Here is a 26293-nt window from a genome sequence, read left to right as displayed (position 1 = left end):
AAACAATTCCATCAATTAAATACCCGCACGCTAGATAGTGTGCGGGTATTGTCTCTTCTACTATTCAGTTGCTGCAACCAAAAGATTATTAACCGAGAATACTGATCAGGACACCGGCCGCAACAGCGGAGCCGATCACGCCCGCCACGTTCGGGCCCATCGCATGCATCAACAGGAAGTTGCTCGGGTTCTCCTCCTGACCGACCTTCTGGCTGACACGTGCCGCCATCGGTACGGCGGAAACACCTGCGGAACCGATCAGCGGGTTAACCTTGCCATGGGTAATAAAGCACATCAGCTTGCCAAACAGAACGCCGCCTGCTGTACCGAAGCAGAATGCCAGCAAGCCAAGAATGATGATACCGATGGTCTGCGGGCTGAGGAACACGGTTCCCGTTGCGGTTGCACCGACCGTAACGCCCAAGAAGATCGTAATAATATTCATCAGTTCATTCTGCGCCGTGTTGGCGATACGTCCTACCACGCCGCTCTCACGCATCAGGTTGCCCAGCATCAGCATGCCGACCAGCGGGGCCGCGTCCGGGAGCAGCAGGGAAATAATAATCGTAACAATGATCGGGAACAGAAGCTTTTCCAGCTTGGAAACCGGGCGCAACTGCTCCATCACAATCATACGCTCTTTCTTAGTGGTAAGCGCCTTCATAATCGGCGGCTGAATAATCGGCACCAACGCCATATACGAATACGCCGCAACCGCAATCGGTCCCAACAACTCCGGCGCCAGCTTGGAGGTCACATAAATTGCCGTCGGGCCGTCCGCACCGCCGATGATGGCAATGGAACCCGCCTGCTGCGCTGTAAAGGCAAGGTTGGGAATATTGAGGTTTCCAATAAAAATAGCGCCAATAAACGTAATAAAGATACCGACCTGGGCCGCAGCACCAAGCAGGAAGCTTTTGGGGTTTGCAATCAGCGGGCCAAAGTCCGTCATTGCACCGATCCCCAGGAAGATCAGAGGCGGATAAATACCCAGTTTAACGCCCTGATACAGGTAATAGAACAAGCCGCCGTTTGCCGTATCGGTCGGTGCGGCCATGATCGCCGGATAAAGGTTTACCATCAGCATACCAAACGCGATCGGCAAAAGGAGAAGCGGTTCAAACTCCTTTTTAATCGCCAGATAGAACAGTACGCATGCAATCGCAATCATTATGTAATTGCGCCAGTCGTTGCTCGCAAATCCAGAGGTCTGGAAAATGTCTACAACGGAATTCAAAAACTCATTGATGATCTGCACTGAAAATGTCAGCCCTTTCTTTTTCATATTGCCATGGAGAAGCACAGCCTGTCCACAGCGGAGTCGCGCATATGCGGATAATCGGTTCCCGGTTTAGAAGGGGCGTGTATTTTCCAGCCTTCCAGCTTCTCCCCAGATGGAGCGCGGATTGGAGGCGGCACGCTTGACGGAACGGATCGCCGGAGCGGCGGAACCGTATGTCATATAGACGGCGGCGGCAATGGCTGCCACCACTTCGCCGGAAATACCTTCCTCCACTGCAATCGCCGGCTTTGGTGCGGGCGCCGCGGCAGGGGCCGGTTTTTCTTCGGCCTGCGTCTTGTTACTGGCCTTTTTCTTCATCATGCTGTGAATCGCGCCGCCATACGCCTTGATGATGATGGTCAGGAAAACCAGCATGGCAAAGACAACGACCAGACCTGTGAGTAAGACTGTGAGCGAGAGTAAAACTTCGTTTTGTGGATCCATTTGATATACCCCATTCTTCCTAAAGATTCTAGAGTGCTGCGATCTATGGGCCTGCCAAGTAGTTAAATAAACAACAATTCATATTATAACCGATAACAAGATCAATTTCAATGAATTTTTCGTATAAAATACGTTTTCTTTTTCATTAATTACCGCAGGGGAATTGCATAACCGGCCGGGACGAATTATAATAGAGTTGCTTGGTATCTGCACTTTTGGGAGGAGTTAAATATGACGAATGAAGAGTTCCGGCGCTCCTTTAAAGTCCCTTACCATAATAATCTGGGGCTTGCTGTTTACAGCTGCGGCGTGCAGCGGTGCGCCGCCGGACACAGTTGGGGACCTGCCATTCGCGACCATTACCTCATCCATTATATCGTCTCCGGAAAGGGTGTTTTTTCTTCAAAGGGAAACGTTCACCAACTTTCTGTAGGGGACGGCTTTCTGGTGTTGCCCTCCTGCGTTGCCTCCTACTCCGCCGATGAACAGGAGCCCTGGGAATATTGCTGGGTCGGCTTTAACGGCAGCGACGCAAAGCGGTTAATTGAACAAACCGGGCTGAGTGAGGACGCGCCTGTATTCCATTGCGAACACGACGGGAAATTGGAAGGCCTTCTGACCGATATCTGCAATGTTTCCGGCTCTTCCCCCGCCAACGAAGCGCGCATGCTGGGCGGTCTGTTCTATTTCCTTGGGGAACTGATCGACCGTTTGGGAAGCATCTCCGCGCAGCATACAACCGGCTATGAATATGTGCAGAAAGCCATTAAATTTATTGACTACAATTATTCCCGCGATATTGACATTGAGGACGTTGCGGCAAGCGCGGGTATCAGCCGCAGTCATCTGTACCGCATTTTTATGCAGCATCTCTCCATGCCGCCGAACGAATACCTGATGCGTTACCGCATTAACAAGGCGGCGGCGCTGCTCAAAGCGGGCAATCTTTCCGTGGGAGAAGTCGCGTATTCCACCGGTTTTTCAGACCAGCTGTACTTCTCGCGGGTCTTTAAACGGCATATGGGCGTGCCGCCCAGCCGCTATCTCAATCAAAAAAATCACGCGCGTCTCTGACCGCGTCTTATATTGAAAGGAGCTTTTATGAGCGAGGCAGTTGATAAAATACGCGCATGGACCAGGGAGACGGAGCAATACACGCCGGTGGAATGGAACCGCCTGCCGGAAATCTATCTCTATATGGACCAGGTGCTGACTTATATGAACAAACAGCTTGCACCGTTTGAGCGGTCTGACGCTTCCAGCCTGATTACTTCCAGTATGATCAACAACTACGTCAAGGATGGCGTTTTGCCGCGCCCGGAGCAAAAAAAGTATTCCAGGGAACACCTTGCCATGCTGACGGTCATTTGCCTGCTGAAACAGGTTCTTTCCATTCCGGATATCGACATGCTGATGAAAGATTTGCTTTCCACAGAGAGCAACGCAAACATGTACGACCGCTTTTGCGCCGCACAGACAGCCGCGCTGCAAAATGTATGTAAACGGGTGGACGAGGCCATCCCCGAGGGAGAAGCCGCTCTTTCCCGTCTGGCAATTGAATTGTCCATCGAAGCAAATGCGCGCAGGACCGCTTCTGAACGAATCCTCAGCGAATTGTCGGCCACCCGCAAAGAGAATAAAAAGTAGGTGTGTTTTATTAGTTTCTGCGCACTCTTTGGTTCACCTGTAACAGCAAAACGACAGACAAACATGCAAGCGCCGGGATTGATAAAAACAATCCCGGCGCTTTTTATTTTAGAAACAGGAGCACACAATGTCCGCCAATTACAGCCCAATTTGCAGCTCCACCGGACAGTGATCGCTTCCCATCACCTCCGGGTGGATTTCACTGGCTTGCAGTTTGTCCCGCAGACGGTCGGAAATCAGAAAATAGTCGATGCGCCACCCCGCATTTTTCTCCCGCGCATGGAACATATAGCTCCACCAGGTATAGGCTCCAACTGCATCCGGATGCAGGAAACGGAAGGTATCCGTAAAACCGCTTTCCAACAGCTCCGTCATCTTTTCCCGCTCCTGGTCGGAGAACCCCGCGTTTCCCCGGTTGGTTTTGGGATTTTTCAGGTCAATTTCCTGATGCGCAACGTTCATATCTCCACAGACAATCACCGGCTTCTTTGCATCCAGCTCCTTCAGATACGCGCGGAACGCGTCCTCCCAGCTCATGCGGTAGTCGATTCGGGCCAGCTCCCGCTGTGCGTTTGGGGTGTAGACCGTAACCAGGTACCAGTCCGGGAACTCCAGTGTGATCACACGGCCCTCCCCCTCATGTTCTTCCACGCCAATCCCATATTGAACCTGCAGCGGCTCCACGCGGGAAAAAACAGCGGTGCCGGAGTACCCCTTCTTAATGGCGGAGTGCCAGTATTGCCGGTATCCGGGCAAATCGAGCTCCACCTGCCCGGGCTGCATCTTCGTCTCCTGCAAACAGACGACATCCGCGTCAATCTGATTAAAAAAATCCATAAAGCCTTTATTCAAGCAGGCGCGAAGCCCATTGACATTCCAGGAAATCAGTTTCAATGTATCTTACCTCTCTCTCATTTGGAACTCCTTGCACCGCAAGTGCAAGTTTCACGAAGCTATTGTACCACAAAAAAGCGCGCTGCAACCAAAAATCGTTGCAGCGCGCCCGTTCATTTTTAAATCGTTTATTCCGCGTCCGGCTCCAGAAGACCGTAGTCGCCGTTCTTGCGCTTATAAACCACATTGATTTCCCCGTTCGTCTCGTTGCGGAACATGAAGAACTGATGGCCCAGCATGTTCATCTGCAGGATCGCTTCTTCCACACTGAGCGGCTTTACAAAGAAATGCTTCACACGTACAATGTGGTATTCCTCGTCAGCATCCACAGCCGGCTCCGCCACGGGTTCCTCTTCCACAATATCGCCGAGATACTGGTCGATCGCACCGGAGTGGATTTTCTTTTCCAACTTGGTCTTATTCTTGCGGATCTGCCTGCCCAAGGCGCTCATCACCTGATCCAGCGCGTCGTTCATTTCCATCGCCGTGGACTCCGCGCGATAAATCATGCCGCGCTGTTTAATTGTTATTTCAACCGTCTGACGGTTTTTCTCAAGAGTTACCACCACATTTGCATCTGCATCTTCGTCAAAGATTCGTTCAAAACGGGAAAGCTTTTTTGTTGCAAGCTCCTTGAAATTGTCCCTTAAAGTAACCTTTCTTCCGGTAATGGTAATCTTCATAATAACATCTCCTTCTTCCGTTTGCGCACCCGTCACAGCAAAACCACCCTGGCGTCCCCGTCGTGTTCGGACGCACAACGTTGTAATATCTGGCAGCTTGTCTTTCACAGACTGGCGAAAAAGGAATCTTCCGGACGCCTGTCCGTGATGAGATCTCCCATTACCTATAATATAACATAGTTGCTAAATAAAAGAAAGCTTTTTGCGACTAAATTGTAATATTTTTATGACGTGTAACATGACATCCCACATTGACCGCGACCGGAAGCCCCGCAATATGGGTTGGGAACTGTGCAATATGTACGCTGAGCGCCGTCGTTTTCCCGCCGAATCCCTGCGGCCCGATTTGCAGCGCATTGACTGCTTCCAGCATTTTTTCCTCCAGCTCCGCGTAAAACGGATCCCCATTCGGCTCGGACACCGGGCGGCAGAGCGCCTCTTTGGCCAGCTGTGCACACTTCTCGAAATCGCCGCCAATTCCAACCCCCAGCACCATTGGCGGGCAGGGATTGCTTCCCGCCACCTGCGCGGTCTCCACGACAAAGCCGATGATGTCGTCAATTGTTGCGGACGGCGTAAACATTTTGATCCGGCTCATATTTTCGCTGCCAAAGCCCTTTGGCGCAACGGTCAGGGACAGCTTGTCCCCCGCGACCAGACGCGTATGCAAAATGGCGGGCGTGTTGTCCCCCGTATTTCCGCGGCGGACCGGGTCCGCCACGACGGAGCAGCGCAGCAGGCCGTCGAGATAGCCCCGGCGCACGCCCTCGTTGACGGCTTCTTCAAAATTGCCGTCGATGTGGACTTCCTGCCCCACCTCCGCAAAGACGACCGCCATGCCGGTATCCTGGCAGACCGGAATTTGCAGTTCTCTTGCCGCGTCCATATTGCTGCACAGATCGCAGAGGATGGACTTCCCCAAGGGAGATATTTCCTGTTCCGCCGCCCGATGAATGCAGGACTCCAGGTCCTGCGGCAGCACACGGTTTGCGTCAATACAAAGCTGTTTTACCGCGTTGACAATCTGTTCTGCCTGTATCTCTCTCATGGCCGTTCCATCCTTTCCATCTGTACCCGTTCCCCGCGGGCGAATACCATTTTGGGCTTAGCCGCAACTGTCAGCGGATCCGCGTCAAACAAAACCATATCTGCATCCTTGCCAACCTCCAGCGTACCGACGCGGCCGTCAATCCCGCAAATTTTAGCTGGATTAACCGTGATGGCGCGCAGGGCATCTTCATGCTGCATGCCTTCCCGAACAGCGAGTCCCGCACAAAGGGGCAGGTATTGAATCGGAATCACTGGATGGTCCGTGATGATCGCGGTCGGCACATCATTTCCCGCCAGCACACCGGGCGTTTCCGGCGTCAGGTTGCGCAGCTCCGGCTTGCTGCGGTCGCAGAGGAACGGACCGGACAGCACACGCGCGCCTTCCTCCCGCAGCGCGCCCGCCACCAGATGCCCTTCGGTGCCGTGAATGACTACGTAATCCAACTGGAACTCTTTCGCGATCCGCACCGCCGTAAAGATATCGTCGGCGCGGTGCGCATGGAAATGCACCTCTGTCTCCCGCCGCAGGGCCGGTAAAAGCGCCTCACATTTCATGTCGTATTCCGGCAGGTCAAACTCTTCATCCTGCTCTGCGCGTTCCTTCTCTTCCATATAGCGCTTCGCTTTATAGAGCTGTTCGCGAATCAGCGCTGCCGTACACATGCGGGTACAGGGAGCCTGGTTTTTACCGTGGTAAACGGTCTTTGGATTTTCTCCCAGCGCCATTTTGATCGCGACCGGCGCTTTGATAATCATCTGGTCAATACAGCAGCCATATGTTTTGATTGCCGCCATTTGTCCGCCAATCGCATTCGCACTGCCCGGGCCTGTGACCACAGTGGTGATACCCGCAGCCAGCGCTTCGCGGAAACAACGGTCCACCGGATTGATGGCGTCGATCGCCCGCATCTGCGGCGTAACCGGATCTGTCTCCTCATTGCCGTCGTCCCCTTCAAAGGTAAGCCCGTCCTCCCACATGCCGAGGTGGGTATGCGCATCGATAAATCCGGGATACAGCCCCGCTCCCTGCGCATCATATACGGTCTCCTCTTCACCGGGCTTCACCGGCATTGGTCCCATCTCCCGGATCACGCCGTCTTCGGCACGCAGATATCCATTTTCAATATTTTGGCCTGTCATAGTATGCAAAAATGCATTGATAATCAGCATACGCTTCCTCCTGTCAATTTAACTTAACACAAGTATAGAATCTGCAAAAAAGCGGAGTGCATGCACTCCGCTCATTTTTTTCATTATTTTTGCTGTCCGGACCCGCCGCCGTGACGGGAATACCCGCCGCGTTTGGAATCCATACAGCGCTTTAAATCAGACATTTTTTCGTCGCTGGTCTGTTTAAACCTGGACATCATATCTTCAAAACTGGCCGGTTCACTTTTCCGACCCTGCCATTCGTAATTTCCCGGCCGCGCAGGACGCTGTACAGGAGCAGAACTTCTGGGAGGCGGCGGTGCAACAGCCTTTTTGATTGAAAGACTGACTTTGCCTTCCTCACTGATGCTCATCACTTTTACTTTAACCACCTGGTTCTCCGTGACATAATCGCGGATCTCCTTGACAAAAGTCGGCGCAATCTCCGAAATGTGGACCATGCCGGTCTTGCCTCCCGGCAATTCTACAAACGCGCCAAAATTGGTAATCCCTGTAACCTTTCCTTCCAGAACGGCCCCTACCTCAAGCTGCATATGTAAGTGTTTTCCTCCTTAAGCAAAGCTGTTTCCTGCTCCGCGGGTTTAATCCCCTGCGATATTGACAAACACGCGCTCTCCCGGCCGTGCATAATTGAGGTCTTCGCGAGCCACGCGTTCAATGTACTCGCTGTTTTCCTCATCGCCGGCTTCCAGCGAATGTTTGATATCGTCGTTTTTGATCTCCTGAATTCGAATCTGCTCCTGGAGTTCCGCCAGCTCCTGGCTTCTCTCGCTGATCTGCACCTGCTGATTCACCAGAGCAAATACGATATAGACGGCAAAGGACAAGATTGCAATGCGCAAAAGAAAGCTTCCCCGCTGCTTTTTCGTTTTAATGACCTTCATGCTTTGGATCCGCCCTCCTCTTTGACCGCTTTTTTTGTTCCTTCTGAAGCTTTTGTTTCTTCTGCTTCTTTTTGGATTTCTTGGAACCATTATACACTATATCCTTACGTTGTTTCAAGCGGTTTTTGCGCTTTGCCCGGCTTTTTTTTACTTTGTCCGCTGCCTTGGCAACTTTCTTTCCAATCCAGCGCCCAATTGCACCGCCGATCTTTTTCAGCGGATGGAACAGGCAAATATCCAGCACCTTACGGATAAAGCGAAAAATACGGATGCTGATCAGGCCAACGGTGAGAAAATAGACGCAAAATCCGATCCCTTCTCCCGCAAGGATATAAAACCGCACTTCCCCCATGCAGGCGGCAAGGGACAACAGAAACGTGACGATCGCCGCCACGGTCATAAAAACGATATCGCCCCAAAACACATGGGAAGGCGTACTGCGCAGCATCGTCCGGGTAATTTTTAAAACATCGTACAGGATCGCCAGGGCAAAGCCCGCCCCAATGGCGAGCAGAAACCCCTGCATTTGAACCGCAAGCGACAATTCCACGAGGCTTCACTCCCTATCATTTGAACAGCTTGGAAAAGAGTCCGCCTCCGGTGCTCTGCGGCTCGGCATAGGAAAGGCTTGCAATCTCGCCATCCAGGGTGAGTTCTCCCGTTTCGATATTCAACTTGTTGATATGCAGATTTCTGCCCTTGACAATCAGTTCGCCCAAATCCGTATACGCCACAATGGTCTGTTCATCAAAGCTGTCCACATTGGAAACGCCGGTCGCGGTAAAATTCTTTCGATTTTCCAATATGACACTGTGGGGCACTTTGCCCACGGTCTTTTTTTCCTCTGTCATGCTGAACTCCTCCCACTGCTTTTTGGTAATCAATGCTGCCCGGCAACGCTGGAACAGCTCTTGTCTCATACCTATGCGGGGATCGGTTCGCTTATGCGGCGCTGTTACGCTTTGGCGGCTTCGTCGGACAGAATACGGTACATTTCTCCCGCATTCTCTTTTCTGACGTATTCCACCACGGTCAACACCTCCGCCTTGACGCTGCGCGGGCCGAGCTGCAGTTCCAGAATATCTCCTTCCTTGACATCATAGGAAGCGCGCGCCGGCTTGCCATTGACCAGCACGCGTCCGGCGTCGCAGGCCTCGTTGGCAACGGTGCGGCGTTTGATAATGCGGGAAACCTTCAGGTATTTATCCAGTCTCATAGCGATTCTCCTTTTCTTCTCTCACAAAACAAAAAGGGCGCAACAGCCCGGAATGGCTCCGGATCATTGCAGCCCCAATAGCACTTGGCAAACCTTATTTCACCATGGCGTCCTTGAAAGCCTTGCCGGCCTTAAAAGCCGGAACCTTGGAAGCCGGAATGGTGATCGGGGAATTGGTACGCGGGTCACGGCCCTGGCGCTCGCTGCGCGCGCGCACCTCAAAGGTACCAAAGCCGACAATCTGTACTTTTTCCTCATTGGCAACCGCTTCAATGATCGTATCAATAACTGCATTTACCGCGCTGTCCGCATCCTTTTTAGACATACCGGTTTTTTCCGCAACAGCGGTAATCAATTCTGTTTTGTTCATGAAGAATTAACCTCCGTTTTTTTATTATTCATCAGCTTTCTCATAGTATGATGAAAAAAGCCGAGAATTATTTCATTATTTTTGCTTCATTCCAAAGCTTGTCCAATGCGTCAATCCCAGCGGACGCCATATCCATACCGCGTTCTTTTGCCAGTTGTTCCACTTTGGCAAAACGGGCGATGAATTTTTCGCAGGCCTCGCTCAGGGATTGCTCCGGATTGACGCCGATAAAGCGGGACACATTGACGACGGAAAACAGCAGGTCGCCCAGCTCTTCAGTACAGCTTTCCTGTGCGCCGTCCTGGATTGCCTCCCGCAATTCCGTGGTTTCCTCCGCCACTTTGTCCAACGCACCAGAGACGTCCGGCCAGTCAAAACCGACCTTCGCCGCCTTTTGCTGAACCTTCTGGCTGCGCATCAGAGCAGGCAGCGCCTTGCTGATGCTCTGCAGCACCTCTGTCTGCGTCTTCTGGTCCTTTGTTTTCTTTTTGATCGCGTCCCAGTTGGTCAGCACGTCTTCCGTGCCGTTGACAACGACCGTGCCGAACACATGCGGATGGCGCTGCACCATCTTCTTCGCAATGCCGTCCACCACATCTGCAAAGGCAAACCGGCCCGCTTCCTCCTCCAGCTCCGCGTGGAATACCACTTGCAGGAGAACGTCGCCGAGCTCTTCCTGCAAAAGCACCGGGTCGTCGCCGTCAATAGCCTCCACCGCTTCGTAAGTCTCCTCGATTAAGCAATTGCGGATACTTTTATGCGTCTGCTCCCTGTCCCACGGACAGCCCCCGGGGGCGCGGAGCAGCTTCATGATCTGCAGAAGATCGTCGATATCATAGGTTTCTTTTCTTTGAAAATCCAAGATTTTGCACCTCTGTTTCCAGCGCCAAAATACACGGCGCACCTTCAGCTTCCTGAAATTTCTAATTCCCGCAAAAAATGGAACAGCTTTTATATTACCTTATCCACCCATGATTTTCAAGTATTTTCGCAATTTTTTGTCCCTTGGGCAACATCAGTATATCGCTTTTATCCAGCGCTTTCAACCACAGCATGCAAATGGCATAAATTACCACTGCGGACACGAGGGCAAGCAGCGTCGCAATTTTGTCCTGACCGATCAGCTGCGCCGCAAATTTTTGTACAAAATAAGCCGCCGCCACACAGACGCCGCCGGATAAAGATGGCTTGACGAAAAGCGCAAACAGGTTCAGTTTGACCTTGGTTTCCCGGCACAGGAAGAACAGCGCAAAGATGGTGAGGAACAGATAGCAGGCAAGCGTACCAATCCCCGCGCCCATCACGTTGATCTCCGGAATACCCACCAGGTAATAGTTTAACGCCACCTTGATGACCAGTCCGACGGACAGAAGCTTGATGGGGATATCCACGCGCCCGACCGCCTGCAGCATGCTGTTGATCGGTGTGTTGGTCGCCGCAAAGATTGCGCCCAATCCCAAAAGCACCAGGATGCTTCCTGTAATGGAGTTATAGCCCAGCAGACGCGTGATCGGCCCGGAGAGCACGGAAAGGCCCAGTCCCGCCGGGATGGTGATCAGCGCCACCACGCGCAGCACGGATTCGATGCTGTATTTGATCTTTTTCGGGTCCCCCGTCGTCCAGGCCGTGGTGACGCTGGGCAGCGCGGAAACACCGAACGCCTGCGTAATCGCGGGAATCAGCATGAACAGGGTGGTTGCATTGCCATAGCAGCCGAACAGGAACGTCGGCACACGGTCTGTCTGAATCACCACGTCACTGAGCAGTCCATTGTACAGGTTCAGCAGCACGTCGGGATTAAGCGACATGATATCCCGCAGGCGCCGCTGTACGAATGTGGTGTCCACCAGGCTGGAAAGGTTGACCGCCAGCGCGCCCAGTGCCACCGGAATTGCCGTGCGGATCATCCGGCTGATCGTCTGTTTCATCGGGTGGGGCCGCGGGGAACCAAGCAGCATCTCCTGCGTGATGCCGTCCCCGTTGCGCTTGTGATAGATCCAGAGGAAGAAAAAGCTGAACAGCGCGCCCACCGTGACGCCCAAAATCGCACCCGCTGCCGCATAGGGCAGCGTTGCGGCCTTCGCATACTCTTCAGACGGCATCGCAGCGCCGTATACGGTACCGGAGGCAGCAAATTCCTCCAGCCCCTTGCAGATCACATAATAAGCGGCGGAAAGGCCCAATAGTAGCTTAAAAACAGCCTCTACCACTTCGGAGAGAGCCGTTGGGTACATGTTGCGCAGCCCTTCATAATAACCGCGGTAGATCGCCACCATACTGCTGAAAATGATCGCGGGCGCCAGCACATAGATGGCGGGAAGCGCGTTCATATCCCCGCTGTCCGTGGCGTAAGCCACGTAGGGCTTTGCGCCGAAGAACATCAGGCAAAACGCCAGCGCACCCAGGGTGAGAAAAATGGGGATTGACACTTTGTGGATCTGCCGGATGTCACGAAACCGGCCCCGTGCGTAGCTCTCGGAAACCAGCCGCGCGATGGCGATGGGAAAACCGGCGGTCGCCAGGCTGAAAATAGGATTATACAGATTATACGCCGTGGTGAAATACCCCATGCCAACCGGCGTGATGATCAGATTCAACGGAATTTTGAACAGTGCGCCAATCACCTTTACAATCGCGATGGCGACCAAAAGAATCAAAGCGCCGTGCAAAAAGCTCTGTTTCGTCGTATGTCCAGCCCTTTTTCCCATTGCAACACTTCCGTTCTGTCATTTTCCTATGTAATATCCATTTCCAAACCGTTCGTCCTTTTGTATTATACGGCAATCTGCAAAAAAATAGACCAGCATGCGCGGACCGGGCTTAAAACACGCACAGAAAAAGGAGGGGCACAGACCGTCCCCTCCTTTGCCGTTTTTCTTATTCCTGGTCCAGCTTATTTCCGCACTTGCTGCAATAGCAGGCCTCAGCCGAATTTTCTTCTCCGCATTGTTTGCAGACCACCCTGCAGCGGAGCGAGGAAATCTGCTCGTTTACCGCGTCCAGCTGCTCATACAGCTCGTCGATCGCCGCCACACACTCGTTGACCAGCTCCGCCGAATCGTTTTCTGTCTTTTTGGCATCGTAAATTACCCTGCCCAGTGCCTCGAACCGTTTGGAAATTTCATTATTCAAATCAGCCGCGTTGATCCTGAGCTTGGAAATATCGACCATCTGTCCCGCTTTTTTGCCAACGACATTCACTGCTGTTTTCGCGTTCACTACAACATCTTCAAAAAGTCCCATCCACACACACTCCTTTTTGTTTTATTTGTTAAATTATAACACCAATATTTGACGGATTCAAGCATTACAGAACGGAAACTCATTTGTTCAAAAAGTATTTTCAATATGTTCACGATTCACCGTACAGGCCGCCGCCGATGAACTCCCGCAGCAGGGAACTCTCCGGAACCAGTTCCTGCGGGATCGGCACAAAGCGCTCCAACCGGTCCGCCAGCTCCCACGCCAGAGCGCCGCACACGCTCTCCTGGCTGACTGTGTGAAGCAGCGGAATCGCTTCCTCCCGCATGACACACGGTTCATAGCAATGCAGGGAATTAATTGTGACATCCGCTTCTCCACGATAGGGTTTGATATATTTATATTCGCCTGCCATGACGGTTTCCCACATGTCCAGCGTGCGCTCCAGAGGATTGTTGCGAAAATGATAGTCCCGCACCAAACGGCGGATCAGGCGCAGCTGGTTCGCCGTGAGCAGCGGTTCCCCCTGTTCGTCCACGCCCTGCTTGACGCTGATATATGCTTTGAGGACGCCCTCCTCCGGCAAATGCTGGCTGATCGCCGGATTGAGCGCATGAATGCCTTCAACCACGACCATCTCCCGGGGGCTCAACTGAACCCGCCGGGTAAACGGGGAGGGCATGCGTTTTTCAAAGTCAAATACCGGCATGTCGCATGCGTCCGTCTCCATCAGATCCAGCAGGCACTGTTCCAGCAGCGGCACGTTCAGCGCCTCCACCGACTCATAGTCGTGCTGGCCGTTTTCCAGAAGGGGCGCCTGCCGCTCCCCTTTATAAAAATTATCGAGAGAAATCACCTGGGAACGAATGCCGCACTCCCGCAGCGCATCCAGCAGGATATGCGCCGTGGTGGTTTTTCCGCTGCTGGAAGGCCCGGCCAGCATCATAACCTTACAGGGCTGCTCCATACCGGCGATTCTCTGCGCGATCGACTGAATGTGCCTGTGAAAAGCCATTTCCGTCTGGGCGATAAACTCCGGCGCGCAGTGCGCGGCGCGGTAGTTTATCTGCTCCAATTCATTTTCCACCTGAAAATAATGATGTCCTAAATTGAGAATATTCCTCATAGATGGCCTTCACCTGCTCTTTTCTAGTAAGCATTTCCTCATATCTGCTATTATATTCATATGGGTATTTAAAGTTAAAAATCCGTTTCAGGCGGTCTGAATACGGGTCGCGGACCTTGGTGACAGCGCCTGCCCCGCATGCCAGTATCGTATGCGTTTCATCCATGATATAGACGTTGTACAGGCTTTCTTTACCGGGCTTTGCCCACCCGGTATTCTCCAGATTGCCCACCATACGGCTCTGCCGGTAAAGATAATACGGCGCATACCCCGCGCGCAGCAGCTTTGCGTCCCCGTCCTCCAGCATGCGGGCCGCCAGCTCCGCATCCCGGGTAAACAGCGCGTTTTCTTCCTGATTCAACCGCGCCGAACGCTTCAAGGCTAGGGTATGTATGGTCACACTCTCCGGATCCAGCTCCATAATTTGATCCAGCGTATTCTGAAAACTTTCGAGCGTATCCTCCGGCAGGCCGACGATCAGGTCCATGTTGATATCGTCGTAGCCGAAACGCCGCGCCAGGTCAAACGCTTCTAGCGTCTGGGCCGCCGTATGGCGCCGCCCAATGGTTTCCAGCACGTGGTCATTCAGCGTCTGCGGATTGATGCTGATGCGCGTCACGCCGCGCGGCCGCATCGCCTGCAGCTTTTCCGCCGTGATGGTGTCGGGCCGGCCGGCTTCCACTGTAAACTCCCGGCAGGTGCTCATATCAAACTGTTCTGTAATCGTATCGATTAATACCGCCAGCTGTTCTGCGGAAAGCGTGGTGGGCGTTCCGCCGCCGATATAGACCGATTCCAAGCGCAGGTTCAGGTCCTTTGCGATCTGCGCGGTAACCGCCAGCTCCCGGCACAGCAGCGGCAGATAGTCCGGCATCAGCTTGACCGCACGCTCCACCGTGGTGGACACAAACGAGCAATACGAACAGCGTGTGGGACAAAACGGGATGGATACATACAGGCTGAATGATTCCGGACGGGACAGCGACAGAATTTTCTGTTCGTTGCGCATTGTGATCAGGCTCAGCTCTGTTTTTTCCGGGCTAACCAGCAGGTCCTCCCGAAAATAGCGCTCCGCTTCCACCTCCCCGGATTCCTCGCACAGGCGGCGCATCAGCTTGATGGGCCGCACACCCGTAAGGATTCCCCACTTTGGTGTAAACCCGCAGACCCCGGTAAGCAACCCATAAAGTACGACCGCCATGCGGCGTTCCAGCTCTTTTTCCGAGGCATCACCCGGAACAAACTCCTCCGCTATGGAAGTATCGCCGTCCATTGAAAACCGCACCCAGATCTGAACCCCATCTGCCAGCCGCCGCAATTTTGTATCCACACACAGTCCAGCCGGCTCTGACGGTTCCTCCCCGGTAAACACTTCCATTTTATGATAGGGAAAGAAAAGGCGGCACAGGTTTTCCATCTCATAGTGAAAGGGATGCCCCTCTATGCGCAATTGCAGCACCTGTGTGCCGAACGTCTCTTGCGTTTTCTCTTCCATACCGTTACGCTCCTACAAACGGATTGTTCCTGCGCTCATACGCAAGGGTCGTTTCCCCTTCATGCCCCGGGTAGACATGATAATCCCCTTCCAGGCCGCACAGCCTTTTCAGCGAGGACAAAATTTGCGGATAGCTTCCCGTGGGGAAATCCGTCCTGCCGGCGCTGAGTTTGAACAGGGTATCTCCCGTGAAAATGGCATCCTCTACCTGATAGCAGCAGCTTCCAATGGTATGCCCCGGCGTATGCAGAACGTGAATGGTCAGCTCGCCCAGCTGGATGCTGTCCCCCTCGGACACGGTCCGGTCCGCGTGCAGCGGCGCAAGGGGACGGCCGGTCAACTCAACTGAAAGATTCAGCGAACTGTCCGTCAGGAACAGTTCGTCCTCCGCATCAATCACCAGCTTGGCGCCCGTCAGCTTTTGCAACTCCTCAACGCCGGCAATATGATCCCAGTGACCATGCGTGAGCAGGATCATCTGCACGTCGGTCTTCTGTACCGCACTGCGCAGCTCCTCGCTCATATACCCCGGATCGATAACCGCGGAGGCTCCGGTGCGGTCGTCCGTCAGCAGATAACAGTTGGTGGGCAATGGCCCAACGACAAATTTTGTTACAGTCATAGAAACTCTCCATTTCTTCTCAGAGTCTGTTCCGGCTTTTAGGCGCGTCTTACCGAGACAATGCCTTGAATCGCATTCAAACGGGTAATAATACTTTGCAGATGGTCCCGTCCGTTGATGCTGATGGTGACGGAAATCACCGCGCTGCCGTCCTTTGTTTCTCTGGAATTGAGGGAATGGATAAACAGATGCATATTGAACATCTGCTGTGTCACATCCGCCAGCAGGCCGGGACGATCCGTCGCAACAATCTCCAATGTGGATTTAAATTCTTCTTTGACAATTCCCGTCCAGTGTGCCTGAATCCAGCGTTCCGGCTCCGGCGATTCGCTGATGACCTTCGGCACATTGGTGCAGCTCCGTTTGTGAATGGATACGCCAAAGCCACGCGTGATAAAACCAATAATTTCATCGCCCGGCAGTGGGTTGCAGCAGCGTGAAAACTTGACCAGGCAGTTGTCCATGCCGTCCACCGTTACACCGCCCGCCGGCTTTTTCGACGCCGGCTTGGGCGTCTGGTTCTCCACCGTGAGCACCGGCGCCGGCTTTTTCAGCTTATTATATTCTTCCTTGACCTTCGGCAGGATCTTCCAGAGCTGAATCCCGCCATAGCCGATCGCCGCGTAGACATCGTCCGGCGTGGTACAGTTCTGCCGCTTGCCGATGGTCTCCAGAAGGGTTTTCATCTCCTCATCGGAGAAAAACATATTGTTGCGGCGCAGTTCGCGTTCCAGCTCCGCCCTGCCTTCCACGATATTTTCTTCGCGCTTTTCTTTTTTAAACCACTGGCGGATTTTGTTGCGCGCCTCACTCGTTTTGACAATTTTCAGCCAGTCTCTGCTGGGGCCGTGGCTGCCTTCCTTCGTCGTGAGGATCTCAATGATTTCACCCGTTTTGACTTTATAATCAATCGGAACGATGCGTTTATCCACTTTTGCGCCCACCATCCGGTTGCCGACCGCGCTGTGGATGGCATACGCGTAGTCGATGACTGTGGAACCGAACGGCAGGTTGATTACATCGCCCTTCGGCGTAAAGACAAAAACCTCTTCCGGCGCAAGATCGGTCTTGATGGTGCGGACCAGGTCCGTGGCGTCCTCGTTGTCCTTCTGGTTCTCCAGCATCTGCCGGATCCAGGCCAGGCGCTCATCCAGTGTATCGCCCCGGTTGTTGATGCCCAACTTATACTTCCAGTGCGCGGCAATGCCGTATTCCGCCGTGTGGTGCATCTCCCAGGTACGGATCTGCACTTCAAACGGAATGCCGTCCTTGCTCAGCACCGTCGTGTGCAAAGACTGGTACAGGTTTGGCTTCGGTGTGGAAATATAATCCTTAAAACGGTTTGGAATCGGGCGGAACATATCATGCACGATTCCCAGCACATTGTAGCAGTCGTTCACAGTATCCACAATGATGCGCACCGCATAAATATCATAAATTTCATCCATGTTTTTCCCCTGGATGAACATTTTGCGGTAAATGCCGTTGATGCTTTTGACGCGCCCTTCCAGATACACATTCGGAATCAGCGGAGAAACGCGCTCGTGAATTCTTTTTTTGGTCTGGTCAATAAACGCCTTGCGCTCGCTGCTGCGCATGGCCAGGCCGCTCTCAATTTCCTGATAGGCAATGGGGTCCAGATAGCGCAGGGAAATGTCCTCCAGCTCCTCCTTGACGGCCCGGATACCGAGACGGTGCGCAATCGGTGCATAGACCTCCATATTTTCCAGCGCCTTGTCACGCTGCTTCTGCGGCGCCATAAACTCGATGGTCCGCATGTTGTGCAGGCGGTCCGCCAGCTTGATGATGATGACCCGAATATCCTCTGCCATTGCGATGAGCATCTTGCGCAGGTTTTCCGCCTGCTGCTCTTCCCGAGAGGAAAACGGAATGCGCCCCAGCTTGGTGACGCCGTTTGTCAGAATCGCAATCTCCTCACCGAACATCTTTTTAATCTGGTCAAGGTCTACGGGTGTATCCTCCACCACATCATGCAGCAGGCCCGCCGCGACGGATTCCGAATCCATTCCCAGCTCCACCAGAATGCAGGCGACTGCGATTGGATGGGAGACATACGGCGCACCGGACAGACGCTTTTGCTCTTTGTGCATGGAATCCGCGAGCTGATAGGCTTTTTCGATCAAAGCCATGTCATAATCCCGTTCACTCACCTGAATCAGTTTTAACAGATCGTCATAGGTTTTGAGATGCTCTGACATACGCCTCACCCTCCTCCTGTAGTCTTTGAAGTCCCGCCAAAATCTCGGAATCAAACAGGTCAACCTTTGCCTGGACCGGTTCGACGGAAATTTTACACGCCCCGCCAAACCGCCGCTGCCGGATTAAACCGTGTTCCTCCAGCACATCGAGTATCATGAACAGTTTGCCCAATTCCAGCGCCGGGTTATGCAGTCGGCAGAGTAAAACCTCTTCCTGGCCTTCAAAGCCTTTTCCCGCACGCAAAAACCGGTATACCGCCGCAAAGGCATCCCGGTCCGGTATCAAAGACGCCGCTTCCGCTTGAGACAAATGCTCCCCGCGTTGGCTTTTTTCGTAAATCTGCCGTTCCCGCAGGATCTTTCCGCCATCCAGGCCCGCTGGCTTGCAATCTCTTACCACAATGGACAGCGTGCTCTTCCCATTAAACGGCCTATCTTCCACTGTCACCGCAAGATCCAACAAATCGCCGGGCACATAGGGAAATTGCTCCAGCGTTGTGCCAAAGCGCATACAGCGGATCGCATACTGCCCCTTCATCAATGTCAAACGAAGATGCTTGCCGCCGCCAACCGGCGTCACATCCGTCAGCTTTGCCTGATAAAGCCCAAATAAGGGCGCCGGATTCCCCGTGCCGAACGGTTCAAGCAGTTTGACACACCGGGGCAGCTCCAAATTGAGTTCCTCCGGTTCCAGCAGACAGTCGATGCGCAGTTTTGGCAGCGGCATCAACGGATAGCGCTCCGCCGCAAACCGGTTGATTTTTACTCGGAACGCTTCGATTTGTTCCGGCGGCAGGCTGAGTCCCGCCGCCATGGGATGACCGCCAAACTTGGTAAGCAGATCCGCGCAGGAGCAGACCGCATCAAACAGGGAAAAACCTTCGACGCTCCGCCCGGAGCCCTTCGCCTCCCCGTTATTCACGGCGATCAAAATGCTGGGTTTTCCAAAGCGTTCCACAATACGGGAGGCCACAATGCCGATGACGCCGGCATGCCAGTCCTCTCCGGCAATGACCAGCACCCGGTCCTGCAACAACCCCGGGCGTTCCTGCAAGACAGATACCGCCCGGTCAAAAATTTCACTCTCGATTTCGCGACGATAGGTATTGTTGTCGCAGATGTCAAGGGCAAGCTGCGCTGCTTCATCTGGATCCTCTGAAAGCAGCAGACGCACCGCCCGCTCCGGTGCTCCCATGCGCCCCGTCGCGTTGATACGGGGAACAACGCCGAAGGTGACGTTCCCTGCGTTGAGTGTTCGGTTGTCCAGTCCCGCATTTTCCAAAAGCGCCTGGATTCCCAAACGGTCTGTGCGCGAAAGAAGCGGAAGTCCGGCTTTAACAAGCATACGGTTTTCCCCTGTCAGCGGGACAATATCACCGATGGTACCGATCGCAGCAAGGTCTGCGTAATTTTCCAAAAGCCCCGTTACATCACAACCGGGCCCTTCCATTGCCATAATTAATTTAAACGCCACACCAACGCCGGAAAATTCTTTGAATACGCTGGGGCAATCCTGGCGGTGCGGGTCAACGACGGCAACGGCGGCGGGAAGGCTTTCCCTTGGCTGATGATGGTCGGTAACCACCACATCCATTCCAAGGCTGTTGGCGTAGTCCACCTCTTCTATGGAAGAAACCCCGTTGTCCACCGTCACAATCAATTGGACGCCCTGTTCCCGCAAGGCGGCGATCGCCTCCAGGTTCAATCCATACCCCTCGTTTTCCCGGTCCGGAATATAATACAGCACATCCGCTCCGCAGGATTCCAGGTAGGAATACAGCATGGCGGTGGAGGTCACGCCGTCCGCGTCATAATCGCCGTATACCGCAATTTTCTCAAACGCATCCACCGCGCGCCAAAGGCGGTCCACCGCTTTTCCCATATCGGCCAATTCCATCGGGTCGGCAAAAACAGCCTCCGCGCTGAATGTCTTTTCAATTTGTTCCGGGTCTGTCAGGCCTCTTGCCTGCATCAGAACCCCCATAACCGCAGGCACCTGGTATTGACGGGCAAGCGTTTCCGCACTTGACCGGTCACAGGGTAAAACATTCCACTTTTTCATCTTCCAAATCCGCTCCGTTATTCGTTTGGAAACGCTCCGGCAACGCCGTGTGTTCCAATATCTTTTTCAAAAGGGAGGAAATCCTCCAATATCTTGCCATTATTAAGTTTTAATTGTACCATTTTAGCCGTTGTGATTCAACAATACACCTATAAAAATTCACCCTTGTTTCTCCGCAAACAAAAAACAGCACGGCAGACGCCGTGCTGTTTGCTTGTGTTATTCGGTTTTTCCCCGGATTCCAACATTCGCCATGTAGTTGCCGTAAGCCCAACAATTGGGACCGCCGGTAATACTGATGGTAACCGCCATTTCCGTCTGGCCGGTAAACTCCTCTTTCCCCGTCATATCGATCTGCGCAAACAGATTGTTTTCCGTGAGCGTTTCCAGCTCGCCCGGCGGGCCGACAACTGTTACACTGAGATTTTTGGTATAGACCTCCGCTTCACTGCCGGCACTCAGATTCTTAAACGTGATCGAATCCGGATTGAGCGCCATCGTGCGGGTCGTATACGAGCCCAAATCCACTGTAACCTTCGCTGTATAGATATTACTGACATTCTTAAAACCAGTCGGCAGGCTGACATCCACATCAAACTCATTGTTCGTCGGGCTGATGGTGGAAAAGTCGATGGTCGGAAGATTGATTTCAGAAATATTTGCAAATGCATCCTCCGGACCCGCCACCTCGATCTCCTCCGGCTCAATGGAAACGCGGCTCAACAGATTCATCATCCCATACGGCTTATTGGTAAAGTCGACTTTCAAAGGGAGAACCCTTCTGGACAGCACGTTGCAGGTGACGTCCACGCTTTCCATGCTGAGAGAAAGGCGGTCATTTTTAATCTCATTGCCATCCGCATCCAGCATGACCAACCGGGACGTAAAATGCTTTGTTTCCGTCAACGGCGTTTTATCCTGCTCATAGGGCACCATGACTTTGGCCACTTTATCCACCACCTGCTTGGGACCGGAAACCGTCACGCTGTCGCTGGACAACGTGGGGGAATTCAGGTAATAGCGCGGATCCACCGGCGGCGTGATCTTGCTGGTGTCGATATTAAACACCTTTTCACTGTAATAGTCCACCGTTACCAGCACAGAGGAAGGTTCAATCGAAACCACTTCGTAGTTGGTCAGATTGGAGAGCTTTTTTTCCGTCAGCTCCAGCTTATAATCGCTGACTGGCCCAGTCAGCGACGAGGCCTGCTTTGCTTCCACCTGCAAATCGGTATTTTTGACCTGATTGACAGTCAAGCTATTGCCCTTGATGGAAACTTTCACCTTTGCGTCGGTCGGGCTGAACACCTTTAGCCCCGACTGCTGCGCGGAATCCGACAATCGTATCACCACGGGTACATCCGTGACGGTTCGCGGAATATCCTCCGTATTGCGCAATGCCAAAACCGCCCACAGTCCCAAAGCAATCAGAACGGAAAAAATCATGACAAACTTATTGTTATAAAAGAGTGCGCCTAAACTAAATTTCTTATGATCCATTATTTTTTCGCCCTCCTAATCGAAGGGATTCGACTCTGTTTCTTTTCACCTGCGTTATCCGGCAGAATCAACGCCTCCAATGCGCTTTTCAAGGTTTCCCGCGTGTAGTTTCGCGTCAACACACCATTGACTGCAATCGAAATCTGGCCTGTTTCTTCAGAAACAACCACAATCACAGCGTCGGAGTTTTCGCTCATGCCGATTGCAGCACGGTGACGGGTTCCCAGCTCGATACTGACGTTATCGCTTTTTGTCAGCGGAAGAATGCATCCCGCCGCATAAATTACGCCATCCCGGATGACCATCGCACCGTCGTGCAGGGGCGCTTTATTAAAAAAGATATTCCCAATCATGGGAACGGTCGGTTCCGCGTTTACAATCGTACCTGTATCAATGATATCGCCCAGCTTCGTCTGCATTTCAAAGACGATCAATGCGCCGGTTTTGGTCTTTTGAAAATTTGCGGCAGCGTCCACTACCGCGTTCAGGCATTTGCGTTTCTGCTGCTGCAATTTTTCAACCTCTTCGGAAGAGAACTGGAACCAGTTCTGGCTGCCAATCTTGCTTCGGCCAATCTGTTCCAGCGCGCGCCGGACCTCCGGCTGAAAGATGACCAGAAGAGCGATGATGGTAAAATTGAAGAAATAGTCCAGCAGCGTTTTCATCATATTCAATTGCAGAACGACCGAAGCCGCATAAACCAGCATCAAAATGATGATACCCTTGACAAGCTGTTCCGCGCGCGTTTCACGGATCAGTTTAATTCCGTTATAAATAATAAATGAGACCAGCAATACATCCAGTGCATCCGCCAACCGAAAGGTGTTGGCCAACGCCAGGAATGTATCCCACAGTCCTGAAACAAAACCCATATCCATAAGCACCCACTATCTCCATATTTTTACATCTTCGTCTTATCCACGCCTTGTGCTTTATTGAATAGCCTTCCCAGACTAAAAATATCCAACATAATTTTATCACATCTTATGAAATATGCAAATGCTTTTCCCTTATTTTCTATTTATTTTCATAATTGCATTTGAAAATGCCCGCACTTCGTTTGGAGTGCTGAAAGCAGATGGGCAAACACGCACCGCGCCCTGCTCCAAAGTTCCCATGAATTCATGCGCTTTGGGCGCGCAATGCAGTCCCGCACGAACTGCAATTCCCATATCTCCCAATTTTTTGGCTACAATTTCACTGTCCTGCCCCTCCAGATTGAAGGAGAGCACTGGCGCAAAGCAGGGTTCCACCGGCTCCGGCGTATAGAGCCGGACGCCCTTCATGCGCGATAAATCCTGATGCAGCATCTGCACCAGAGCCATCTCATGGGCATAAATTCGCTCCGGCGTCTTGCTTTTTACAAATTCCACACCGGCGCGCAGTCCAGCGATTCCCGGCACGTTGACCGTCCCGCTTTCCATCCGGTCCGGCATCGTATCCGGCTGGTCCAAAGAAATTGACGAGGTTCCGGTACCACCCTCCATCAGGGTATCCAACCCGGAACCGTTGGGCGTAATCAAAATTCCCATCCCCATGGGCGCATACAGACCTTTGTGCGCTGCTACACACAAATAGTCAAAGCGGTTATCCTGCATGTTGACCGGCAGAACACCTGCACTCTGTGCACAGTCAACAGCAATCGGAACACCGTACTCATGGCCCAGCGCGGCCAATCGTTCAATTGGCAAACGGATTCCCCACACATTGGAAACATGCGTGCAGACAATCAGTTTGGTATCTGCGCGCAATGCTTTGCGGAAGGCGTCGACCGTCGCGTCGTTATCCCCCGGAACCACCTGCGCCATGGTATACGTAATCCCTTTTTTCTGTAACGCCTGCAGCGGCCGCATCACCGCGTTATGCTCCAGGCAGGACGTCACTACGTGATCGCCCGGCTTTAATAGTCCCTTTAACACAATATTCATCGCATGCGTACAATTTAATGTAAACGCAACACATTCCGGACCCGGCGCCTGGAAAAAGTCCGCAACGGCGGTACGGCAGCGGTAAATCTCCTCCGCTGCCGCCATGGACATTGCGTGGCCCGCTCTGCCGGGATTCGCCCCATAATATTTTAACGAATAATTGACCGCCTGCAGTACCTGCGGCGGTTTTGGATAAGTGGTCGCGGCATTGTCGAGATAGATCATATCGCGCCCTCTCTTTCCACTCTGCCGTTCACATGAATGCCCGACTGGATTAAAATCTGCTCTGCTTCGTCTGTACGGTTGGGAACATATATGCTGTAACCGCATCCAACACTTCCCGTATTGTGCGGCATTCTCTCCACATACGATTTGATTCCGTGCTGGAAAAGAATATCCCGGCCCTTCATCGCATACGTGATCGAGCTTACCAAAATCATAGGCTTGCCCACAAGTATCACCTCTCTGTTTTTTATAACAGAGTATGCCGAAAACAAGCCCTTTGACTATTTCCCGGGAAAGAACGATCGTCCTTTCAGCTTTCCTGCACCAGACAAACCGCGTGCGCGGCGATTCCCTTTTTTTCTCCCGTAAAGCCGAGCCCCTCCTCGGTGGTCGCTTTCACACTGACACGCTCTGGCGCCAGCCCGCAGGCTGCGGCAATCTTACAGCACATGTCGGAAATATACGGCTTTAGCTTGGGTTCCTGCGCCAAAACTGTTGCATCGATGTTGCAGATGGAAAAACCACGCTCCGTCAAAAGCGCGCAGACCTGTTTCATCAAAGCCAGGCTGTCAGCACCCTGATACGCCGGATCCGTATCCGGAAACCATTTGCCTATGTCGCCCAGCGCCGCCGCGCCAAGCAGGGCGTCCATAATTGCATGCGCCAAAACATCCGCATCGGAATGCCCCAAAAGGCCCTTTTGATACGGCACTTCAACGCCGCCAAGAATCAATTTACGGTCTTCTGCAAAACGGTGCACATCATATCCATGGCCAATCCGCATACAGTTTCCACCTCTCTTTTGTAATATGGATTCTGCCGCTGCAATATCTTCCTGCGTTGTCAGTTTCAAATTGGTATATCCGCCCGTCAGAAGATGTACCTTTACACCCATATGTTCCACAAGCTGGCAGTCGTCCGTATAGTCCGCACCTTCTTTTTCTGCCCGTTCCATCGCCTGCCGATAAAGCTCCACACGAAAAACCTGCGGCGTCTGCACGGCCCGCAGCAACTCTCTGGGAGGGGTTTCCTGGACAAAGCCCGTGGTATCCTGGCGCTTGATGGTATCTTTCACCGGTGCGCAAAGCGCGCTGGCTCCATGTATATAAGCATCCCGCACCGTGGCGTCTATTTCCTCCGGCAAAATTAACGGGCGCGCGCCGTCGTGGACGGCAATATATGCGGCTTCAACAGGCACTTGTGCCAGCCCGGCAGCCACCGATTGCTGTCGGGTTGCGCCTCCCGGAATCATTGCCCTCCGTTTTTTAATTCCATACTGCTCTGCAATCCGTTCCATTTCGCCAATATCTTCTTTGCGGCAGACGATCACCAGATCGGAAACCGTCTCCGCCTGCTCAAATGCCTGCAACGTATAGGAAATTGCAGGCCTGCCGCACAACGGCAGAAACTGCTTGGAACAAGCGCTCCCCATTCGGCTGGAGCTTCCTGCGGCTACTAGGATCACACAGCACTTTGGCGTATTCTGCATTTTGCCGCCTCCCTCTTAAATAGCATAGAAATTATTATAAACACAATTTTTGACGGAAGCAATTACAATCCTGTTACCTCTTCCGATCGTTCTGTAATGCTTTTTTACCGTTCCATCAGTTTTCACAAGGTATCTTTACAGAAAGGCGCATTTTAAGCTATAATAAATCCAAACTAAGGTTAAATGTTTATATATTTAAACTTTTTATGAAGGATCTGATGATACATGCACACACAAGTCGCCGCTAAACGCGTGGCTGATTCCGAGGTAGAACAATTTCAGACCATTATGCCAAACCATTTAAACGGCGCCGGACGTGTATTTGGCGGACAATTAGCCGCTTGGATCGACGTCGTGGGTGGAATTGTCGCTACCAGACATGCAAATCACAATGTGACCACCGCCGCAATTGATAACCTGCAGTTTAAAGAAGCTGTTTATGAAAATAGTATTGTCGTTCTCCACGGCAAAATGACTTATGTGGGCAAGACCTCTATGGAGGTGCGGGTCGACAGCTTCGTTGAGGATTTATCCGGAGAACGTAAGCTGGTCAACACTGCCTATCTGGTAGAAGTGGCTTTGGATGACGATGGTAAACCGGTTCAGGTGCCCGGATTAATCTGTGAAACTTTCCAGGAACGTGCCGAATGGGAGGCTGGAGAACGCCGCAGGGAACTTCGCAAACAGCGTCGCAGAGAAGCATTCTAAACACACACCGCACGGAATATAAAGCAAAAGGGTCTCGGGTATATCCCGAGACCCTTTTGCTTTATTTGCCAGCTCGTA

The 26293-nt window shown here is 52.6% G+C and carries 28 protein-coding genes; 3 read left to right on the top strand and 25 right to left on the bottom strand.

Going from position 1 to position 26293, the window contains the following annotated elements; genetic code table 11:
* Positions 1-88: 88 nt before the first annotated feature.
* Complete coding sequence (locus BN2106_RS06490; protein WP_242846265.1) at positions 89-1258, bottom strand: sodium ion-translocating decarboxylase subunit beta; 1170 nt, start codon at positions 1256-1258, stop codon at positions 89-91.
* A 93-nt stretch (positions 1259-1351) separates the two neighbouring features.
* Positions 1352-1726 carry an OadG family transporter subunit gene (locus BN2106_RS06485; RefSeq protein ID WP_050697773.1) on the bottom strand — a complete coding sequence of 125 codons (375 nt, stop codon included), beginning with the start codon at positions 1724-1726 and terminating at the stop codon, positions 1352-1354.
* Positions 1727-1957: 231 nt separating this feature from the next.
* Between BN2106_RS06485 and BN2106_RS06480 the strand changes: the two genes are divergently transcribed.
* The gene (locus tag BN2106_RS06480) at positions 1958-2800 is read left to right on the top strand and encodes an AraC family transcriptional regulator (protein ID WP_050697772.1); all 843 of its coding nucleotides are present in this window, start codon (positions 1958-1960) and stop codon (positions 2798-2800) included.
* Positions 2801-2827: 27 nt separating this feature from the next.
* Positions 2828-3373 (top strand): DUF1836 domain-containing protein, encoded by a 546-nt coding sequence (locus BN2106_RS06475; protein WP_050697771.1) that lies wholly within the window; start codon positions 2828-2830, stop codon positions 3371-3373.
* A 138-nt stretch (positions 3374-3511) separates the two neighbouring features.
* Here BN2106_RS06475 and BN2106_RS06470 read toward each other — a convergent pair whose 3' ends face one another.
* The 23 genes from BN2106_RS06470 to BN2106_RS06360 form a co-directional block, all read right to left on the bottom strand.
* A complete protein-coding gene (locus BN2106_RS06470; RefSeq protein ID WP_050697770.1) occupies positions 3512-4267 on the bottom strand; it encodes an exodeoxyribonuclease III in 756 nt (251 codons plus the stop codon).
* A 128-nt stretch (positions 4268-4395) separates the two neighbouring features.
* Positions 4396-4950, bottom strand: a complete 555-nt coding sequence (hpf, locus tag BN2106_RS06465; RefSeq protein WP_050697769.1) for a ribosome hibernation-promoting factor, HPF/YfiA family — start codon at positions 4948-4950, stop codon at positions 4396-4398.
* A gap of 208 nt (positions 4951-5158) precedes the next feature.
* A complete protein-coding gene (locus BN2106_RS06460; RefSeq protein WP_050697768.1) occupies positions 5159-5998 on the bottom strand; it encodes a fumarate hydratase in 840 nt (279 codons plus the stop codon).
* Positions 5995-7170, bottom strand: a complete 1176-nt coding sequence (locus BN2106_RS06455) for an amidohydrolase (protein ID WP_050697767.1) — start codon at positions 7168-7170, stop codon at positions 5995-5997. The genes BN2106_RS06460 and BN2106_RS06455 overlap by 4 nt, the downstream gene beginning before the upstream one ends.
* A gap of 83 nt (positions 7171-7253) precedes the next feature.
* A complete protein-coding gene (locus BN2106_RS06450; protein WP_050697766.1) occupies positions 7254-7703 on the bottom strand; it encodes a S1 RNA-binding domain-containing protein in 450 nt (149 codons plus the stop codon).
* Positions 7704-7751: 48 nt separating this feature from the next.
* On the bottom strand, positions 7752-8054 hold the full coding sequence (locus BN2106_RS06445; RefSeq protein WP_050697765.1) for an FtsB family cell division protein: 303 nt from the start codon (positions 8052-8054) through the stop codon (positions 7752-7754).
* Positions 8041-8604: a spore cortex biosynthesis protein YabQ gene (gene yabQ / locus BN2106_RS06440; RefSeq protein WP_050697764.1), complete on the bottom strand. Its 564-nt coding sequence runs from the start codon at positions 8602-8604 to the stop codon at positions 8041-8043. Before yabQ ends, BN2106_RS06445 begins: the two co-directional genes overlap by 14 nt.
* A gap of 16 nt (positions 8605-8620) precedes the next feature.
* Positions 8621-8905, bottom strand: coding sequence for a sporulation protein YabP (gene yabP, locus BN2106_RS06435; RefSeq protein ID WP_050697763.1), 285 nt, complete (start codon positions 8903-8905; stop codon positions 8621-8623).
* A gap of 104 nt (positions 8906-9009) precedes the next feature.
* Entirely contained in the window at positions 9010-9270 is a 261-nt protein-coding gene (locus tag BN2106_RS06430) for an RNA-binding S4 domain-containing protein (protein ID WP_050697762.1), read from the bottom strand.
* 94 nt (positions 9271-9364) lie between these two features.
* A complete protein-coding gene (locus BN2106_RS06425) occupies positions 9365-9640 on the bottom strand; it encodes an HU family DNA-binding protein (protein WP_050697761.1) in 276 nt (91 codons plus the stop codon).
* A gap of 67 nt (positions 9641-9707) precedes the next feature.
* Complete coding sequence (gene mazG, locus BN2106_RS06420; protein ID WP_050698443.1) at positions 9708-10502, bottom strand: nucleoside triphosphate pyrophosphohydrolase; 795 nt, start codon at positions 10500-10502, stop codon at positions 9708-9710.
* A 94-nt stretch (positions 10503-10596) separates the two neighbouring features.
* The gene (locus BN2106_RS06415; protein WP_050697760.1) at positions 10597-12348 is read right to left on the bottom strand and encodes a putative polysaccharide biosynthesis protein; all 1752 of its coding nucleotides are present in this window, start codon (positions 12346-12348) and stop codon (positions 10597-10599) included.
* A gap of 169 nt (positions 12349-12517) precedes the next feature.
* Positions 12518-12883, bottom strand: coding sequence for a zinc ribbon domain-containing protein (locus tag BN2106_RS06410; RefSeq protein ID WP_074017449.1), 366 nt, complete (start codon positions 12881-12883; stop codon positions 12518-12520).
* Positions 12884-12992: 109 nt separating this feature from the next.
* Entirely contained in the window at positions 12993-13916 is a 924-nt protein-coding gene (locus tag BN2106_RS06405) for a uridine kinase family protein (RefSeq protein WP_195891795.1), read from the bottom strand.
* A gap of 1 nt (position 13917) precedes the next feature.
* The gene (gene hemZ / locus BN2106_RS06400) at positions 13918-15462 is read right to left on the bottom strand and encodes a coproporphyrinogen dehydrogenase HemZ (RefSeq protein ID WP_242846264.1); all 1545 of its coding nucleotides are present in this window, start codon (positions 15460-15462) and stop codon (positions 13918-13920) included.
* A 4-nt stretch (positions 15463-15466) separates the two neighbouring features.
* Positions 15467-16084 (bottom strand): MBL fold metallo-hydrolase, encoded by a 618-nt coding sequence (locus BN2106_RS06395; RefSeq protein WP_050697758.1) that lies wholly within the window; start codon positions 16082-16084, stop codon positions 15467-15469.
* A gap of 38 nt (positions 16085-16122) precedes the next feature.
* On the bottom strand, positions 16123-18303 hold the full coding sequence (locus BN2106_RS06390; RefSeq protein WP_050697757.1) for a RelA/SpoT family protein: 2181 nt from the start codon (positions 18301-18303) through the stop codon (positions 16123-16125).
* Positions 18278-20365 (bottom strand): single-stranded-DNA-specific exonuclease RecJ, encoded by a 2088-nt coding sequence (recJ, locus tag BN2106_RS06385; protein WP_050697756.1) that lies wholly within the window; start codon positions 20363-20365, stop codon positions 18278-18280. The genes BN2106_RS06390 and recJ overlap by 26 nt, the downstream gene beginning before the upstream one ends.
* 219 nt (positions 20366-20584) lie before the next feature.
* Positions 20585-21865: a CdaR family protein gene (locus BN2106_RS06380; protein WP_050697755.1), complete on the bottom strand. Its 1281-nt coding sequence runs from the start codon at positions 21863-21865 to the stop codon at positions 20585-20587.
* Entirely contained in the window at positions 21865-22737 is an 873-nt protein-coding gene (gene cdaA / locus BN2106_RS06375) for a diadenylate cyclase CdaA (protein WP_050698441.1), read from the bottom strand. Before cdaA ends, BN2106_RS06380 begins: the two co-directional genes overlap by 1 nt.
* A 138-nt stretch (positions 22738-22875) precedes the next feature.
* A complete protein-coding gene (locus tag BN2106_RS06370; protein ID WP_050697754.1) occupies positions 22876-24018 on the bottom strand; it encodes an aminotransferase class V-fold PLP-dependent enzyme in 1143 nt (380 codons plus the stop codon).
* On the bottom strand, positions 24015-24245 hold the full coding sequence (locus BN2106_RS06365) for a putative Se/S carrier-like protein (RefSeq protein WP_242846263.1): 231 nt from the start codon (positions 24243-24245) through the stop codon (positions 24015-24017). The genes BN2106_RS06370 and BN2106_RS06365 overlap by 4 nt, the downstream gene beginning before the upstream one ends.
* Before the next feature lie 83 nt (positions 24246-24328).
* Positions 24329-25507: a bifunctional 2-C-methyl-D-erythritol 4-phosphate cytidylyltransferase/2-C-methyl-D-erythritol 2,4-cyclodiphosphate synthase gene (locus BN2106_RS06360; RefSeq protein WP_050697753.1), complete on the bottom strand. Its 1179-nt coding sequence runs from the start codon at positions 25505-25507 to the stop codon at positions 24329-24331.
* Positions 25508-25732: 225 nt separating this feature from the next.
* On the opposite strand from BN2106_RS06360, the gene BN2106_RS06355 reads away from it, so the two are divergent.
* Positions 25733-26215: an acyl-CoA thioesterase gene (locus BN2106_RS06355; RefSeq protein WP_050697752.1), complete on the top strand. Its 483-nt coding sequence runs from the start codon at positions 25733-25735 to the stop codon at positions 26213-26215.
* Positions 26216-26293: the final 78 nt, after the last annotated feature.

Source organism: Anaeromassilibacillus senegalensis (assembly GCF_001261775.1).
In the GTDB taxonomy this organism is placed as follows: Bacteria; Bacillota; Clostridia; order Oscillospirales; family Acutalibacteraceae; genus Anaeromassilibacillus; species Anaeromassilibacillus senegalensis.
Note: the sequence above shows the minus strand (reverse complement) of the source record. Positions and strands in the feature narration are given on the sequence as shown.

Coding starts and splice junctions, on each gene's coding strand:
- BN2106_RS06425 (WP_050697761.1), bottom strand. CDS start 9,640: ATGAACAAAACAGAATTGATTACCGCTGTTGCGGAAAAAACCGGTATG.
- hemZ (WP_242846264.1), bottom strand. CDS start 15,462: ATGGAAGAGAAAACGCAAGAGACGTTCGGCACACAGGTGCTGCAATTG.
- BN2106_RS06460 (WP_050697768.1), bottom strand. CDS start 5,998: ATGAGAGAGATACAGGCAGAACAGATTGTCAACGCGGTAAAACAGCTT.
- BN2106_RS06415 (WP_050697760.1), bottom strand. CDS start 12,348: ATGGGAAAAAGGGCTGGACATACGACGAAACAGAGCTTTTTGCACGGC.
- BN2106_RS06430 (WP_050697762.1), bottom strand. CDS start 9,270: ATGAGACTGGATAAATACCTGAAGGTTTCCCGCATTATCAAACGCCGC.
- BN2106_RS06355 (WP_050697752.1), top strand. CDS start 25,733: ATGCACACACAAGTCGCCGCTAAACGCGTGGCTGATTCCGAGGTAGAA.
- BN2106_RS06485 (WP_050697773.1), bottom strand. CDS start 1,726: ATGGATCCACAAAACGAAGTTTTACTCTCGCTCACAGTCTTACTCACA.
- hpf (WP_050697769.1), bottom strand. CDS start 4,950: ATGAAGATTACCATTACCGGAAGAAAGGTTACTTTAAGGGACAATTTC.
- yabP (WP_050697763.1), bottom strand. CDS start 8,905: ATGACAGAGGAAAAAAAGACCGTGGGCAAAGTGCCCCACAGTGTCATA.
- recJ (WP_050697756.1), bottom strand. CDS start 20,365: ATGAAAAAGTGGAATGTTTTACCCTGTGACCGGTCAAGTGCGGAAACG.
- BN2106_RS06450 (WP_050697766.1), bottom strand. CDS start 7,703: ATGCAGCTTGAGGTAGGGGCCGTTCTGGAAGGAAAGGTTACAGGGATT.
- BN2106_RS06360 (WP_050697753.1), bottom strand. CDS start 25,507: ATGCAGAATACGCCAAAGTGCTGTGTGATCCTAGTAGCCGCAGGAAGC.
- BN2106_RS06395 (WP_050697758.1), bottom strand. CDS start 16,084: ATGACTGTAACAAAATTTGTCGTTGGGCCATTGCCCACCAACTGTTAT.
- BN2106_RS06390 (WP_050697757.1), bottom strand. CDS start 18,303: ATGTCAGAGCATCTCAAAACCTATGACGATCTGTTAAAACTGATTCAG.
- BN2106_RS06455 (WP_050697767.1), bottom strand. CDS start 7,170: ATGCTGATTATCAATGCATTTTTGCATACTATGACAGGCCAAAATATT.
- BN2106_RS06370 (WP_050697754.1), bottom strand. CDS start 24,018: ATGATCTATCTCGACAATGCCGCGACCACTTATCCAAAACCGCCGCAG.
- BN2106_RS06410 (WP_074017449.1), bottom strand. CDS start 12,883: ATGGGACTTTTTGAAGATGTTGTAGTGAACGCGAAAACAGCAGTGAAT.
- BN2106_RS06445 (WP_050697765.1), bottom strand. CDS start 8,054: ATGAAGGTCATTAAAACGAAAAAGCAGCGGGGAAGCTTTCTTTTGCGC.
- cdaA (WP_050698441.1), bottom strand. CDS start 22,737: ATGGGTTTTGTTTCAGGACTGTGGGATACATTCCTGGCGTTGGCCAAC.
- BN2106_RS06480 (WP_050697772.1), top strand. CDS start 1,958: ATGACGAATGAAGAGTTCCGGCGCTCCTTTAAAGTCCCTTACCATAAT.
- BN2106_RS06475 (WP_050697771.1), top strand. CDS start 2,828: ATGAGCGAGGCAGTTGATAAAATACGCGCATGGACCAGGGAGACGGAG.
- BN2106_RS06380 (WP_050697755.1), bottom strand. CDS start 21,865: ATGGATCATAAGAAATTTAGTTTAGGCGCACTCTTTTATAACAATAAG.